This window comes from Amphibacillus marinus (genome assembly GCF_900110345.1).
GTDB lineage: Bacteria > Bacillota > Bacilli > Bacillales > Amphibacillaceae > Amphibacillus_D > Amphibacillus_D marinus.
The window spans coordinates 25,997-40,538 of record NZ_FODJ01000016.1 but is presented as its reverse complement, the minus strand read 5'-3'; the positions used below and the strand labels follow the sequence as shown (position 1 = coordinate 40,538).

15 protein-coding genes are annotated in these 14,542 nt (G+C 39.3%); 5 read left to right on the top strand and 10 right to left on the bottom strand.

All coding sequences use genetic code 11. From position 1 onward, the window contains the following. Positions 1–205: 205 nt before the first annotated feature. The 7 genes from BM000_RS15820 to glmS form a co-directional block, all read right to left on the bottom strand. A complete protein-coding gene (locus tag BM000_RS15820) occupies positions 206–709 on the bottom strand; it encodes a GNAT family N-acetyltransferase (protein ID WP_342708177.1) in 504 nt (167 codons plus the stop codon). Then, positions 706–912 (bottom strand): hypothetical protein, encoded by a 207-nt coding sequence (locus BM000_RS15815; protein ID WP_091500211.1) that lies wholly within the window; start codon positions 910–912, stop codon positions 706–708. The genes BM000_RS15820 and BM000_RS15815 overlap by 4 nt, the downstream gene beginning before the upstream one ends. 22 nt (positions 913–934) lie before the next feature. Then, the gene (locus BM000_RS15810) at positions 935–1,738 is read right to left on the bottom strand and encodes an arsenite methyltransferase (protein WP_091500209.1); all 804 of its coding nucleotides are present in this window, start codon (positions 1,736–1,738) and stop codon (positions 935–937) included. A gap of 68 nt (positions 1,739–1,806) precedes the next feature. Further along, positions 1,807–2,229: an arsenate reductase (thioredoxin) gene (gene arsC, locus BM000_RS15805; protein ID WP_091500208.1), complete on the bottom strand. Its 423-nt coding sequence runs from the start codon at positions 2,227–2,229 to the stop codon at positions 1,807–1,809. A 16-nt stretch (positions 2,230–2,245) separates the two neighbouring features. Beyond that, complete coding sequence (arsB, locus tag BM000_RS15800; protein ID WP_143063951.1) at positions 2,246–3,316, bottom strand: ACR3 family arsenite efflux transporter; 1,071 nt, start codon at positions 3,314–3,316, stop codon at positions 2,246–2,248. Further along, positions 3,294–3,647: an ArsR/SmtB family transcription factor gene (locus BM000_RS15795; RefSeq protein WP_091500204.1), complete on the bottom strand. Its 354-nt coding sequence runs from the start codon at positions 3,645–3,647 to the stop codon at positions 3,294–3,296. Before BM000_RS15795 ends, arsB begins: the two co-directional genes overlap by 23 nt. 379 nt (positions 3,648–4,026) lie before the next feature. After that, on the bottom strand, positions 4,027–5,829 hold the full coding sequence (gene glmS, locus BM000_RS15790) for a glutamine--fructose-6-phosphate transaminase (isomerizing) (RefSeq protein WP_091500203.1): 1,803 nt from the start codon (positions 5,827–5,829) through the stop codon (positions 4,027–4,029). A 553-nt stretch (positions 5,830–6,382) separates the two neighbouring features. Between glmS and BM000_RS15785 the strand changes: the two genes are divergently transcribed. Continuing rightward, positions 6,383–6,994 carry a hypothetical protein gene (locus BM000_RS15785; protein WP_091500201.1) on the top strand — a complete coding sequence of 204 codons (612 nt, stop codon included), beginning with the start codon at positions 6,383–6,385 and terminating at the stop codon, positions 6,992–6,994. 300 nt (positions 6,995–7,294) lie between these two features. Here the strand turns inward: BM000_RS15785 and BM000_RS15780 are convergent, their stop codons facing one another. After that, the gene (locus tag BM000_RS15780) at positions 7,295–8,011 is read right to left on the bottom strand and encodes an immunoglobulin-like domain-containing protein (RefSeq protein WP_091500199.1); all 717 of its coding nucleotides are present in this window, start codon (positions 8,009–8,011) and stop codon (positions 7,295–7,297) included. 319 nt (positions 8,012–8,330) lie between these two features. On the opposite strand from BM000_RS15780, the gene BM000_RS15775 reads away from it, so the two are divergent. Then, on the top strand, positions 8,331–8,921 hold the full coding sequence (locus tag BM000_RS15775) for a GNAT family N-acetyltransferase (protein ID WP_091500198.1): 591 nt from the start codon (positions 8,331–8,333) through the stop codon (positions 8,919–8,921). A gap of 467 nt (positions 8,922–9,388) precedes the next feature. Here the strand turns inward: BM000_RS15775 and BM000_RS15770 are convergent, their stop codons facing one another. Next, complete coding sequence (locus tag BM000_RS15770) at positions 9,389–9,832, bottom strand: GNAT family N-acetyltransferase (RefSeq protein ID WP_091500196.1); 444 nt, start codon at positions 9,830–9,832, stop codon at positions 9,389–9,391. A gap of 103 nt (positions 9,833–9,935) precedes the next feature. After that, positions 9,936–11,135: an enolase C-terminal domain-like protein gene (locus tag BM000_RS15765; RefSeq protein WP_091500195.1), complete on the bottom strand. Its 1,200-nt coding sequence runs from the start codon at positions 11,133–11,135 to the stop codon at positions 9,936–9,938. A gap of 269 nt (positions 11,136–11,404) precedes the next feature. Here BM000_RS15765 and BM000_RS15760 point away from each other — a divergent pair, with 269 nt between their 5' ends. The 3 genes from BM000_RS15760 to BM000_RS15750 are packed head-to-tail and all read left to right on the top strand — an operon-like array spanning position 11,405 to position 14,431. Continuing rightward, positions 11,405–12,763 (top strand): PTS transporter subunit EIIC, encoded by a 1,359-nt coding sequence (locus BM000_RS15760; RefSeq protein WP_091500193.1) that lies wholly within the window; start codon positions 11,405–11,407, stop codon positions 12,761–12,763. 29 nt (positions 12,764–12,792) lie between these two features. Then, positions 12,793–13,452 (top strand): bifunctional 4-hydroxy-2-oxoglutarate aldolase/2-dehydro-3-deoxy-phosphogluconate aldolase, encoded by a 660-nt coding sequence (locus BM000_RS15755; RefSeq protein WP_091500191.1) that lies wholly within the window; start codon positions 12,793–12,795, stop codon positions 13,450–13,452. Next, positions 13,445–14,431: a sugar kinase gene (locus BM000_RS15750; RefSeq protein WP_177178330.1), complete on the top strand. Its 987-nt coding sequence runs from the start codon at positions 13,445–13,447 to the stop codon at positions 14,429–14,431. Before BM000_RS15755 ends, BM000_RS15750 begins: the two co-directional genes overlap by 8 nt. Positions 14,432–14,542 lie beyond the last annotated feature (111 nt).

Below are 14,542 nucleotides of genomic sequence, written 5' to 3'. Positions count from 1 at the left end.
AACTAATGCTCCTTATAAATTTCAAGACCTATATGATGAATTAGCCTAATAATCTTTTTAAGAATGTCTAACCCTTCATTTCTTCATCTTTCTTTTGAATTTATTATGAGTTAAAAAATGATTTTACAAAAGGATAGACAGAAGGGAAAAACCGGATAAATATCGAAAATCCTCTTTTTCATAAGCAAACTACGTGGAACTGAAATTAATCTATTCCAATTTCCTTACTTCTTCTTTCAAATAGTAAAACATCTCTCCACTTTCCGTTTAATTTTCCTATCCGTGTTCTTTTTCCCACTTCAATAAATTGATTATTTTTATGAAGCTTAATACTGCCTAAGTTTTCAGGAAAGATGCCTGCTTGAATTGTCCAGAAACCACAGTTTTCACTTTCTTTAGTAATCGTTTCTAACAATCTCTGTCCGATTCCTTTACCCCTCACCTCAGAAGCTACATAAACACTTACTTCAGCAACACCTTCATATACACAACGGCTCGAAATAGCCGTCAATGCTGACCATCCCACAACAGCATCATGGTATGTAGCTACATAACGCAACTCCTTTACATGGCTGTTATCCCATACTTCCCATGAGGGAAGTGATTGCTCGAAAGTTGCATTCCCAGTAAGGATGCCTTCACTATAGATAGAAGCAACAGACTTCCAATCAGATTGTCTCATTTTACGAATAGAAATTATTCCGTTCAAGTTTCACTCCCCCCGAGAATTTGAAGTGCCTTTAAGAAACGAGAGTAAGTATCAGCACCGTACCTGCATGTATTGTTCTTGAAGAATTCTTTATGCATATAACGCTTTGCCTGTTCAATTGACATATCCCTACTTGTCATGACAAGCCTTACAAAAGATACAAAATATTCAGTAGGCAACACACTCCCGTGATTAACGATCATGATATATGCTCCTTACTCAGCTTTACTTTTCTGCTTTAATTACGGCAGATACAATAAAATCTTCAACTTTATACTCTGGTGCCCAATCTTTAATAAAAGCCTTTGACTCTTTCTTAGGTTCAATTGAAATATTGGTAAATCCAGCTATACTCAAGTACTGGTTTAGTTCGTGAATACTAGAAGCACCAGTTACACATCCGGAATATAACGGTATATTGTTTCTAACTTCATCAGGTAGATCTGCTGTTAAAACGATATCGGATATAGCAAGGCGACCACCACCCTTTAATACTCGATAAGCTTCGTTAAATACGCTTTGCTTATCAGGTGAAAGATTAATCACACAGTTAGACATAATCACATCAGTTGATTCATCAGAAACAGGTAAGTGTTCAATTTCACCTAATCTAAATTCTACATTTTCAAATTTACTTTTACTTGCGTTGTTTCTGGATTTAGTAATCATTTCTGGTGTCATATCAACACCAATTACTTTACCAGTTGATCCAACCTTAGGCGCTGCTAAGAAGCAATCGAATCCACCACCACTTCCAAGATCAAGGACAACGTCACCTTCTTTTAAGTCCGCAATGGCTTGTGGATTTCCACAACCTAAACCCATATTCGCCCCATTTGGGATGCTCTGAAGCTCTGCTGCTGAATAGCCCATTTGTTTTGAAATGTCATCGACCGAAAGTGTTTTTTGATCCTGTGGTGTGCAACAACCAGGTGCATGGCATGTCGATTCATCATTAACCTTTAAAGCTACCTTTGCATAATTTTCACGTACTTGACTTCTAATTTGATCTTGTTTTACGTCTTTCATTCTCATAGCCTCCTATAAAATAATTAGCATTTTAACATAAGTAAATACTTATATATACAATAAAAAAATTAATGGTTACTTTCTGAAAAGCGTTTAATTCTTTCTCCAATTTCATCTCTAACACGTTGGAAAAATACCCACTTTTCTTCTTCTGTTCCTTCAGCCTTTGCAGGATCATCAAAGCCCCAATGCTCTCTTTTGACATGTGTCGGTGTTACAGGGCATTTATCAGCAGCGTCACCACATAAAGTTACAACCAAATCAGCCGTACTAAGTAGCTCAGGAGCAATAAGTGTCGAGGTTTGCTTGGTAATATCAATATTTACTTCTTTCATTGCCTTAATCGCATTTGGATTTACACCATGTGCCTCTATCCCAGCACTTTTTACAATCCAATTCTTATCAAGATAATATTTCGCCCATCCTTCTGCCATCTGACTTCGGCATGAGTTTCCTGTACATAAAAAATAAATTAGTTTCTTGTTAGCCATCATTTTCTCCTTTCAGTTAACCAATATGCTTTGATAAAAAAGAGGATTTAAAATATCTCTTTTCCCAATAAAGGGCAACTTTAACTAAGATAATTAAAACGGGGACTTCAACTAATGGACCGATCGCCGCGGAAAATGCTACCCCACTGTAAATACCAAAGACACCTACCGCAACAGCAATAGCTAATTCGAAGTTGTTACTAGCAGCTGTAAAAGATAAAGCAGCCGTTACTGGATAGGATGCACCAGCCTTTCTAGAGGAAAAGAAAGAAATAACAAACATGATCACAAAATAAATTAATAAAGGTATAGCAACTCGAAGGACATCAAATGGGGAAGCAATAATTTGATTTCCTTGTAATGAAAACATTACGGTAATAGTAAAAAGTAAAGAAACAAGTGTTATGGGTGACAATTTCGGGAGCAAGACTGTTTCATACCATAGCTTACCTTTAAACTTAATACCTAAATAACGTGTAAGCATTCCACCTACGAATGGGATACCTAAAAACGTGAGAACACTCTTCGTTATATCCAGCATAGAAATATCGACTGAAATATTTTCTAACCCGAAAAGGCCTGGTAGGATACTTAAAAAAAGATAGGTCAACAAAGGATAAAATAGAATTTGAAAAACAGAATTAAAGGCAACTAAACCCGCAACATATTCCCGATCACCTTTTGCAAGGTCATTCCATACGATCACCATAGCAATACATCGGGCTAGGCCAATCATGATTAATCCCGTCATATATTCTGGGTAATCCCTTAAAAAGACAATAGCAAGGATAAACATTAAAACAGGTCCTAATAGCCAGTTCTGAACTAATGATAAGGTTAGAATTCGCCAATCTTTGAATACACGCCAGAGTTCCTCATATTTAACTTTTGCAAGTGCTGGATACATCATTAAAATTAATCCCATAGCGATTGGTATTGATGTGGTATCAACGGAAAGAGCGCTTATGATGTCTTGAAAACCTGGGAACTGTATACTAATAACAATCCCCGTCAGCATTGCGATTAAGATCCAAATGGTTAAATAACGATCCAAAAATGACAATTTATTGTGTAACGGTTTTTGCATGGTTAAGCCCTTCCTTTTTTTCATCATTTTGAACACAGCAAATTTGGGCAGAAACAGAAACGGCTTCTAATTCATTAATAATAGCCTGAACATAGGGAGGTTGTTCCTCATTGAGTCTGAAATGTTTCCACGTTCCTTTTTTTCTCTCCAAAATGATACCAGCATCTTTTAATTTTTTCATTTGTTGACTAACAGCTGGTTGGGAGATTTGAAGCACGTCAACTAAATCACAAATACAAACCTCACCCCTTTTTAAGAAAGACACGAGCTTCAATCGAGTAGGGTCACTTAAAGCTTTTAATTGTAAACTCATTTCATTAACTTTATTCATTATATATCTCCTTCATAAGTGTTTGATTATATAAGTTAATACTTATATTATGTGATCTAATATAAAAGTGCAAGTAATTTATTCTAAATAAATTAAATTCTTTTTATCTACTAATAGAATATCATTTTACTTTTTTAAAATAGGAAACAACACAATAATAAAAAACCCCTCCGAAAAGGAGGGGTCTCTTAGGGTCTTAGGGAACAACTTAATTTCAAATACACGCTATTCCATCTCAAATTTTATCTAGATATGCATTGACTATTTTATGGAACAACATAGTTGTAAAAAGAACAACTCACTTGTAAAAGGAACGACTTAATTGTAAAGAGAACAACTTAGTTGTCGATATACACACACTACCTTCCTAACTTAACCCCTACTCAACCGTCACACTCTTCGCCAAGTTACGCGGCTTATCAACATCACAATCACGATGCAATGCTGCATAGTATGCAAGGAGCTGCATTGGTACGACACTGACTAACGGCGTGAGCAACGGATGAACATGAGGCAAGACAAGTGTATCACTATCTTGCTCAAGACCTTTAATACTAACCACACATGTGTTGGCGCCACGGGCTGCTACCTCTTGGACGTTACCACGGATTGAGTAGTTGACGTTTTCTTGCGTTGAGATTGCGATGACTGGTGTACCGTCTTCAATTAGCGCAATTGTTCCGTGCTTAAGCTCGCCACCGGCAAAGCCTTCTGCTTGGATATAAGAGATTTCTTTTAACTTTAATGATGCTTCTTGGACGACAAAGTAATCCATACCACGTCCAATAAAGAACGCATTACGTGTGCCGGTGAAGTATGCTTTGGCAATGTCTGCATACTGTTCTTTTTGATCAGTTAATGACTCCATCACACTTGCGACAATCGCAAGTTCTTGTAATGGGTCAAAATCTAGCGTCAGTCCTTTTGCATTTGCTGTATCAACGGCTAAGAGCGTAAGCACAGCAATTTGGGCTGTGTAGGCTTTCGTTGAGGCAACAGCAATTTCAGGACCTGCGTATAAGTGTAACGTGTAATCAGCCTCACGGGAAAGGGTTGAGCCTGGAACGTTGGTAATTGTTAATGATGGATGACCTAATGATTTAATTTTAACCAAAACGGCACGGCTATCAGCTGTTTCACCACTCTGTGAAATAAAGATAAACAATGGCTTTTTCGAGAGCAGTGGCATATTATAAGAAAACTCACTTGCAATATGCACCTCTACTGGTGTATCGGCAAGGTTCTCGATAATTTGCTTGCCCACTAAGCCGGCATTATAGCTTGTGCCTGCCGCGATAATGTAAATGCGGTCAGCCGCAAGCATTGCTGCACGAACGTCAGCATCAATTTTAATGTTATCCTGCTCGTCTTGGTATTCTTGAATGATTTTACGCATTACAAATGGTTGCTCATCAATTTCTTTAAGCATGAAGTGTGCATACGTGCCTTTCTCGGTATCAGCAGCATCAATCTCTGCTTTGAAAGGTGCTCGCACAACCTCCGTGCCATCGAATTTTTGAATTTGCACTTCATTGCGGCGAACGAGTACGACCTCTTTATCCTCAATTTCTAAATACGTGTCTGTTTCCTTTAACGTTGCCATCGCATCACTTGCCACTAAGTTAAAGCCATCACCTAATCCAACTAATAATGGACTTTTGCTTTTTGCTACATAGATGACATCTGCGTCTTCAGCATCTAATAAGGCAATTGCATAAGAGCCTTTTAATAGACTCATAGCTTGACGAAATGCGGTAAGCACGTCGTTGCTCTCTTGATAGAGCACTTCAATTAATTGCACAACGATCTCGGTATCTGTTTCACTGACAAGTGTGACATCTGTTAAATATTGATCACGTAATTCATAGTAGTTCTCGATAACACCATTGTGCACAAGAGTAAAGCGACCTGATCCACTTTGATGTGGGTGTGCATTATCCTCGCTTGGTTCACCGTGAGTTGCCCAGCGTGTATGACCGATCCCCATTGTTGCTTGAACAGTGGCATCCACCTTATCACGTAAAGCAGCAATTCGCCCTTTCACTTTAAATAAATGCAGTCCGTCCGGATTTAAAGTGGCAATTCCTGCTGAGTCATAACCACGGTACTCTAATTTCTCTAAACCATTCAGTAACACGTCTTTCGTATCATTAGCTCCAATATAACCTACAATTCCACACATAATTTGCTTCCTCCTAAAAATTAGAGAAGAGAGGCAAACAATATAGAAAGCCGACTCGAATAGAGGGGCGTGTTTGCCCCCTTTCTCGCATAGTCATTTTTTCCTCTTGATGTATTTTTGTGCAAAGAGTCGCCTCTCTGTTTTCAAATAACATCTAACGGCTGGAGGTATTGCAACCGGGAGGTATCCGCCGATCTACTTCGATACTCCTCCTCCTCGTCAACTATTGCTCATACGTACGAGCAATAGTTCAGGCGCTTAACTGCTTAGTAACCTCACATTCCACCTTCCTATCTTAAAATAATTCTCCCACAACTTGCATGGGCTTTTACCATTTTACCCGAAATCCCACTATCTAGCAATAGGATTTTTGAAGTATGAATTAATTACAGGTTATTATATGCATTGATGTTCTCAATTGTTTGCTTTAAATTGCCCGATCTGGCGATAATGATAAATATTAATTTAACATTTAATCTTCCTCGTTAAATAATATACTTGAAAATGATATACTCAATTTACACCATAAAACTCTGAATTTTGGAGGGTAATTATGAAAAGAATAATTCTTTTTTTATCTGTATTGTCTATGCTGAGTGCCTGTACGCAAAATGATACGGACCTTGATAAATCATTGTTAGACGAAGAAGTGCTCGGAGCAATAGAAGCTGAAGTCGTCTCTTTTAATTTAGAAAGTGCTTTAATTGAAGCAGATCTTGTAGCTGAAGTAACAATTTTGAACAAATTAGAAGAGGTTAAGGAAGAGCCAATTCCTTATACCGTATTTAATGCTAAAATTGCAAACACCTATAAAGGTAGTTCTGCTGTGGATAATATTACAATTAAACAGCAAGGTGACAGTGACTGGTTAGTAAATAATATTGATCTTTTTCAAGAAGGCGAAGCGTATATTTTCTTTTTAAAAGAGACGAAAGCAAGCAAATCTGACTATTGGATATTAGGAGAAGCAACTGGTTACTTTCAGGTGGTTGATAATAATACAATTGTTAAGTTAGTAGAGAGCATTCCAGAGTTGAATGATATTGAGATTGCTAAGAAAAGTAATTATAAAATCTTAAATTCAAAAACTACCCTTGATGAGCAGGTTCTTATAAAAGAAGAATTCATTACAAAAATAACAACCATGGAAGGTGAAAATAAATGAAAATGAATTTTTTCTTTACTTTTGTCATAGTCTTTTCCAGCATAACAACTACTAACTTCGTAAACACTCACTCTTAATTAGACAGAGACCGGCGGTAGCATAGTTGCGCTGAATTATGACTTTCATTAGCGATCTGTATCGTCAGTAATCATAAAAACTTCAATTAAGGCTCATTATAGTCATTCAACCATTGCTTCCTCAGCATTAGCTTGCCACTTAAAAAATAACGAAAAAGATCATGTCTAAATAGGAAATGGTTTTCTTCATCTGTTGCGTCCCGCTCAGCATTAGCTTGCCTTATTAATCAAAAACAAAGAATTCTACCCCTAATCGATAACCAGTATGTTGCCCTTCCTCATTATCAGCTAGCACCTGCTTTGTTAATAAATACCGCCCCGATTCGATAGAGAGATCACCGAAATCCACCGCGAAAGCGCCTGTTTCACCGGGCTGAATTGAATAGGCCTCTTCAGGAAACGTCACTCCATCAGTCACATTCGCCCCCCACTGCTCACCATCCCAACGTTGCAGTGTGAACGCTAATCCTGTGAAAATCTCAACGCTACTATTGTTAGAGATGATAACCTCTACATCTCTGGTCGTGCTCGGATAGGTGGTTGCATCCATTGTTAAGTAGAAAGCTGGCTCTGCATCAGCTAGCCAACCCACTCCACCAGTAAGACTGTAGTTAATTTCGTCACTTTCTTCCGCTTTGACATACAGGATTGTAGCATCGACAGGCTCGTTTGCATCCCAAACCCCATCTGCCGAGAAGTGATAAACCTGTTGATTAATAACCTGAGGTCCAGTTAGCCGATTGCCCAGCCGATCATAATAATAGTGATCATCGCCATCTGCAACCCAACCTAGGTCATTACTTAATAGACTCCTCCCGAACCACTGCGCATTTTCTGCGGCTTCCTTTTCCGAAGCAACATATAAGTAAGTTAACAAAGACAAAACAATAACAAAAATCGTATACAGTACAATTCCAATGACAATTTTAACCTTGTTCATTTCCCTGTCACTCCCTACGATACTTACCCCTAGCTTCTTTGAATTATTTCTTTGTAGAGACATTGCATTCTTCTGTTGATAACAATATTCGCGTGTAGCTTTTTTAAAAATTATACGGTCTGAGAAAACCACGGTCAACACATTAACGGTGCTTTAGTTACATCTTTTATTATAAAAAACTTACCCCATTACTTCAGGTCTAGATTAAGTAGAGTATAAGAGTATTATCAATGCTTACTACAACCTTTAAACTAGTTAATTGTGCATAGGCTTAGGATTTGACATAATACAATTAACTACAAAAGATGGAGGCGTAATTATGAATCCCATTCTTCTTGATATTCCAGAACAGTTTAAAACAGAACGCCTTTTATTACGTATACCGCAGATCGATGAAGGCACCCTAGTTAATGAGGCTGTCATAGAATCGTTTGACTTCCTAGATAAATGGATCTGGGTCAAGCAAATCCCTAGTCTTGATGAAACCGAAGAAAATATTCGCAGACAACGTGCTGATTTCCTGCTGCGCGACAAGTTATCCTTTCATATGTTTGATAAGGCTTCCGGGACATTTATCGGAACTTGTAATCTGGTTAGGATCGATTGGCAAGTTCGCCGCTTTGAATTTTTTTACTGGATCAGGCAATCTGCTGCTGGGAATGGTTATATGAGCGAAGCTGTCTCAGGCATGACCCAATTTGCTTTTGAGGAGCTTGAAGCTAATCGGATTGAAATACGGTGCGACACCAAAAATAGTCGTAGTCGTAGGGTTGCAGAGCGTTGTGGCTATCACTTGGAAGCTACCCTGCTAAATAATTTTATTGATGGACAAGCTGGCGATTTGAGAGATGAGTGCGTCTACACAAAGATCCGCTTAAAGGATGGCTCATTCGGTTATCCAACAGCTTAATCAGATGATTTGATTAGATTAGGTTGCTAAGCATATAAAAAATAAAGCTTGGACTTCCTTTTTTTGTATGTATCAGGCAAAAATTGTGCTATAATGGAGAGACGGTAGTGTGCTTAATAGCTGGTCGCATCCCCTAAGGAGGGGAGGTGATGGCTTGGTGACCGTCTATGAAGCTTTAGTTCTGATGATTAGCTTTGCATCCTTAATACTAATGCTAATGAAAAAAGACGATCATTAAACAGCTTAATTTTGGACTAGGACAAATAGCAGCATACTTACTTTAACCGCTTACTACAGGTTTTATAAAATAAACCACCCAAACAGCTTCTGTTCAGGTGGCGCGAAAAAGGACAACGGACGACCAGACAATAGGTCATCTATCGTAACCCGTTAACGTGCCAACACACGTTAACGGGGTTGTTCTATTTTATGGACGATCTCTTCAAGGTATGACTATTCCCCTGTATTTACGAGTAGGATTTCGTAAAATGATAAACACCATTATCGACAGCCATTCCCATCCTTTGATAAAGACGTTGCGCTGTAGTATTATCAACACCTGTCTCGAGCGTCACGTAGCTGGCTCCATTCTCTTGAGCATATGAAAATGTTGCTTGAATTAGGCTCGCACCAGCACCTGTTTTCCTTGCCTCTGGTACGACAAACAGGTCATTTAAGAGGTACGCCCTTTGCAAGCTTACGGTTGAGAAGATTGGGTATAGCTGCGTAAAGCCAACAATTTCGCTACTAACCTCCGCGACAAAAACAACAGATTGGTTGGCTTCAAAGCGTGCTTTAAGAAAGGTATAGCAGCCTTCGTGATCGAATTCTTTCTGATAAAAAACGCGATACGCATTTAATAGCTTGGCAACACTAGTTAAATCGGCTAACTCCATCGTTCTTATCTTCATACACTCTCCCCCTTTGCATATAATAGTCTAATTGTAATGGCTCCCTATCGTCATTACAATAATTAACCCCTTTTAGAAACAAATCTAAAAGGGGTTAATTATATTAAGGTGTCATAATCGACCCATCAGGCAATCTGCTTTGAGTCCATTCGTGCGCACGATAGACAACTGGAAAATCTGCTGCTTTCTCGTCAGCAAAGGCAACGCCTATTCCAGCTGCTTCAATTGGGTAAATATAGCCCTTTTTCGGCTGCGGAATATAACTGAATAATGATGCGGTATTCTCTTTAACCTCAATATTTTCTTGAATTGCAGCATTGTGCAAGTGAATGTTTAAATGTGTATTAACCGCCATCCCAATTGGTGTGATATCAGATGGTGTGTGCCATGCCATCCGAATACCCATTGCTTGGCAGAAATGCGCAAGCTTCAGTGCTGGGGTAATGCCACCAATTTGCGACACGTGACAGCGCATAAAATCAACCTGACGATCGACGACTAAGTGCTTCCACTCCATCGGATTATTAAATAGTTCCCCGGTGGCTAATGGCGTTGCTGTTTGTGACCGAATTTGCGTTAACCACTCATTTTGATCAGGAGGTAAGATATCTTCAATATAGTATGGGCGGTACGGCTCAACCTGCTTCGCAAAGCTTAGTGCTTGATTAGGAAAGAAGCGCTCATGAACATCATGTAATATTTCAAAGCTGTAGCCATATTTTTCTCGAATTGCTTTAAACATATTGACCGTTGTTTGCATATATTTATTCTGATCGAAATACGAGCCCTCAGTCGGCTGTTCGGTTGTATGGAAATCATCTGCTGGCCCACCATAAAAACCAAGCTGACACCGAATATGCTGATAGCCTTCCGCTAGGTATTGATCAATTTTCTCGTAAAGCTCATCTAAGTTATCGGCCACTGCATGAGTATAAGCAGCAATAGCATCACGGGCTTTTCCTCCAAACAGCTGGTACAAAGGCATATTAGCTAGCTTACCTTTTATATCCCATAAAGCCATGTCGACACCTGCAATAGCGTTGTTCGTTACTGGTCCGTTACGCCAATAACTATTAACCATCATCATTTGCCAGAGGTCCTCAATGTTATTGGCATCCTTTCCAATTAATAACGGTTTTAAATAGTCATCCACAACCGTTTTAACAGCTAATGGTCGCTGCTGAAAGGTTGCACAGCCATAGCCCACAACACCGTGGTCTGTTTCCACCTTCACAACAACTAAATTATGACGATCTGGGCGTATAATATAACATTTTATGTCAGATATTAATGTTGGGTTCATTTTACTCCTCTTTTCTAGTACTTGTTCTAGTGTCTATTGAAACACTCTCAATATAGCGGTGTCAATTTGGATTGATATTTTGTTATATAGCGTATAAAAACCAGTCCAATTTTGTTTTGTTTTCTATAAAAACCTTGATAAATCAATACTTCAACCCTGTTACTAGCCAATTTTTGCTCGGTTTTGGATTTTTATTTCTTGTGCTATACTTGCTCGTGAAAGCGCGCGCAACACATTTTCAATTAATTTATAAAAAAAGGTGGATGGACATGGCAAAAACAAATTATCAAGCGACCTCAGAGGCAATTATTGAGAGCTTAGGTGGCAAAAACAATATAAATAATGCCTGGCATTGTATGACCCGGCTACGCTTCGACATTAAGGATGATAGCTTAATTGACGAAGCAGGCATTCAGGCAATGCCTAGTGTAATGGGTGTACACAACAAGAATGACCAATATCAAATTATCGTCGGAACAGACGTTAGCTCTTATTACGAAGAGATTGCCCAACAACTAGGTATTAATCAAGAACAAGATCATACCGAAGCAAAGGAAAAGAAAAGCCTAGTCGGTATGTTTATGGATGTTGTCTCTGGAGTATTCGGTCCGATCGTACCAGCAATCGCTGGGGCGGGGATGATTAAAGGTTTACTAGCTGGCTTTATGGCATTAAACTGGGTGTCAGCCGATAGTCAAACGGTACAAGTACTTGATATGCTAGCAAGTGGGGTCTTTACCTTCTTACCATTCTTTATTGCTGCATCATCAGCCAGAATTTTTAAAACGAATCAGTATTTGGCAATTGCAATTGCAGCCGCGATGCAGTTCCCAACAATGGCTCAAGCTGCTGCAAATGGAATTGATACCTTCTATGTATTTGGATTCTTACCGATTCCTGCCTTTAATTATGCTGGGACCGTTATTCCAATTATTATTACCGTTTATGTTTTAAGCTATGTTTATCGTTGGGTAGATAAATTGCTACCTAAGGTTTTACGGACTGTATTTACGCCAACATTATCATTATTTATCGCTGGTCTTATTGCATTTATTGTTATTGGTCCAATTGGTATTCATTTAGGTAACGGATTAGCTTGGTTTGTCGCGTTACTATTTGACATTTCACCAGTCTTAGCTGGTATTATAGTAGGTGCGATTAGACCTATTGCTATTTTAACTGGCTTACACCATGCAATGACACCAATTGCTTTGCAAAACTTTGCTGATCAAGGCTATGACATGCTGATGCCAATGATGTTTATGGCCAACATGGCAATTGCTGGTGCAACGCTTGCGATGTATCGTAAAACAAAAGATCCAAACGAGCGCTCAGTTATTGTTTCATCTGCTATTTCAGGATTCTTAGGTATTACTGAGCCAGCATTATTTGGGGTATTAACGAAGTATAAACGCGGATTATTAGCTGCAACAATAGGAAGCGCAATTGCGTCAGCCTTCATTAGCGCTTTCGGCGTTCGCTTATATGGCTATATTCTTTCCAGTATCTTTAGCTTACCAGCCTACATTGGCGAGTACTTTATTTTTACTATCATTGGCATTGTTATTGCCGTTGTTGTTGCATTTGTTTCAGCTGCTTTCTTTAGCAAGTCAAATCAAAATCGCTAATGTCTTTAGACAACTAAAGGGAGGATTATATGCAACGTTTATCTATCTTAACGCGTCTAGCTGACGCAGGTGTGGTTGCTGTCATTAGAGGCAAATCAGTTGAGCAGGCTTTTAAGGCCTGTCAAGCAATCGTTGAAGGCGATATGAAAGCCCTCGAAGTAACCTTTACCTTAGCTGGGGCTGAGCAACTTATTAAACAATTAAAAGAAACGTATCAAGACCGTCCTGAAATTGTCATTGGGGCTGGGACTGTCTTAGATGCAACAACAGCACGGCTAGCTATTTTAGCTGGTGCAGAGTATATTGTTAGTCCAGGCTTTGATAAAGAAACTGCAAAGCTTTGTAATCTCTATCAAATCCCTTATTTGCCGGGCTGTCAAACAATTAATGATGTTCAACAAGCACTAACCTACGGTGTTGACATCGTTAAACTATTCCCGGGTAATTTATTAGGACCAGACTTTGTTAAAGCAGTTAAAGGGCCTCTTCCACACGTAAGTGTTATGCCGTCTGGTGGCGTTGACCTTGATAATATTGGCGATTGGGTCACTGCTGGGTCAATTGCGGTTGGAATTGGCGGAAACTTAACCAAGCCTGCTGATCAAGGCAATTATGCCGAAGTGACTAAGCTTGCGAATGCGTATCAAAAAGCATTTTGGCTTGCAAAACGTGGTGGTCAGCATGACTAAAAAAGTGGTCACACTTGGTGAAATGCTCTTACGTTTATCAACTAGAACCGGGCAGCGCTTTAGTCAAGCTGACGCCTTTCAGGTTCATATTGGCGGAGCAGAAGCTAACGTTGCCATTAATTTAGCAAGATGGGGCTACCATACAGCGCTGGCTACCATTGTACCCGATCATCCAATTGGCCAACTTGCAGTTGATCATTTAGAGCGTCACCAGGTAGATACCGCCTTCGTTGAACAAAAGGGCACCCGACTTGGTACGTACTATTTAGAAAGTGGTAACCATATTAAGCAGCCAAAAGTGGTCTACGATAGAGCCTTTTCAAGCTTTGCGACAGAGCATCTCGAACATGATGATCATACACTCTTGGCAGGTGCGGATTTACTTCATGTCACGGGTATTACCTTGGCATTATCCAGCCAGTGGATTGATCGCGTTGTCCAATTGCTCAAGTATGCTAAAGAAAAGCAGGTTAAAGTAAGTCTGGATATGAACTATCGAGCTAGCCTGTGGTCTATTGAGGAAGCACGATTAGCATTTGAAAAGGTCCTTCCATACATTGATTACTGCTCGGCAGGGCAATTAGATGCCCCTGCTTTCTTTGGAGTTAGTGATGATACAGATGACTATTTCACAGCAATGAAGCGGTCCTATCCCAATATAGAACTGTTTTACTCAACCAAGCGTGATGTGATTTCTGCCTCACACCATAAATTACATGGTCAGATTTGGCAGGATGGGGCTGTCGCACAATCAAAGCAATACGACATTTACCCTATCGTTGATCGTGTCGGTGCAGGTGACGCTTTTACTGCGGGAGTCATTCATGGCCTGCTTTCAAACGCAACACTAGATTACACTGTTCAATTCGCTACCTTAAACGCCGTGCTTAAGCATAGCATTGAAGGCGATATTAGTTTAATTGAGCGACAAGAAATTGAACAGCTATTAGCTAATCAAAGTGGTGGAATTAGCAGATAAAAAAATATTGCTTTTAAAGAGGCTCCCTAGAGATTAGGAGCCTCTTTATTTAGCCCCATCATTTCTATAACCCCCTTTTCTGTTAAGAAAAAGACGTCAGCCCCTAGATCT

Bases quoted from the DNA above. Each gene is read 5' to 3' on its own strand.
- BM000_RS15760 (WP_091500193.1), top strand. From the start codon at position 11,405: ATGGCAAAAACAAATTATCAAGCGACCTCAGAGGCAATTATTGAGAGC.
- BM000_RS15750 (WP_177178330.1), top strand. From the start codon at position 13,445: ATGACTAAAAAAGTGGTCACACTTGGTGAAATGCTCTTACGTTTATCA.
- arsC (WP_091500208.1), bottom strand. From the start codon at position 2,229: ATGGCTAACAAGAAACTAATTTATTTTTTATGTACAGGAAACTCATGC.
- BM000_RS15815 (WP_091500211.1), bottom strand. From the start codon at position 912: ATGATCGTTAATCACGGGAGTGTGTTGCCTACTGAATATTTTGTATCT.
- BM000_RS15765 (WP_091500195.1), bottom strand. From the start codon at position 11,135: ATGAACCCAACATTAATATCTGACATAAAATGTTATATTATACGCCCA.
- glmS (WP_091500203.1), bottom strand. From the start codon at position 5,829: ATGTGTGGAATTGTAGGTTATATTGGAGCTAATGATACGAAAGACGTG.
- arsB (WP_143063951.1), bottom strand. From the start codon at position 3,316: ATGCAAAAACCGTTACACAATAAATTGTCATTTTTGGATCGTTATTTA.
- BM000_RS15775 (WP_091500198.1), top strand. From the start codon at position 8,331: ATGAATCCCATTCTTCTTGATATTCCAGAACAGTTTAAAACAGAACGC.
- BM000_RS15810 (WP_091500209.1), bottom strand. From the start codon at position 1,738: ATGAAAGACGTAAAACAAGATCAAATTAGAAGTCAAGTACGTGAAAAT.
- BM000_RS15770 (WP_091500196.1), bottom strand. From the start codon at position 9,832: ATGAAGATAAGAACGATGGAGTTAGCCGATTTAACTAGTGTTGCCAAG.
- BM000_RS15785 (WP_091500201.1), top strand. From the start codon at position 6,383: ATGAAAAGAATAATTCTTTTTTTATCTGTATTGTCTATGCTGAGTGCC.
- BM000_RS15780 (WP_091500199.1), bottom strand. From the start codon at position 8,011: ATGAACAAGGTTAAAATTGTCATTGGAATTGTACTGTATACGATTTTT.
- BM000_RS15795 (WP_091500204.1), bottom strand. From the start codon at position 3,647: ATGAATAAAGTTAATGAAATGAGTTTACAATTAAAAGCTTTAAGTGAC.
- BM000_RS15755 (WP_091500191.1), top strand. From the start codon at position 12,793: ATGCAACGTTTATCTATCTTAACGCGTCTAGCTGACGCAGGTGTGGTT.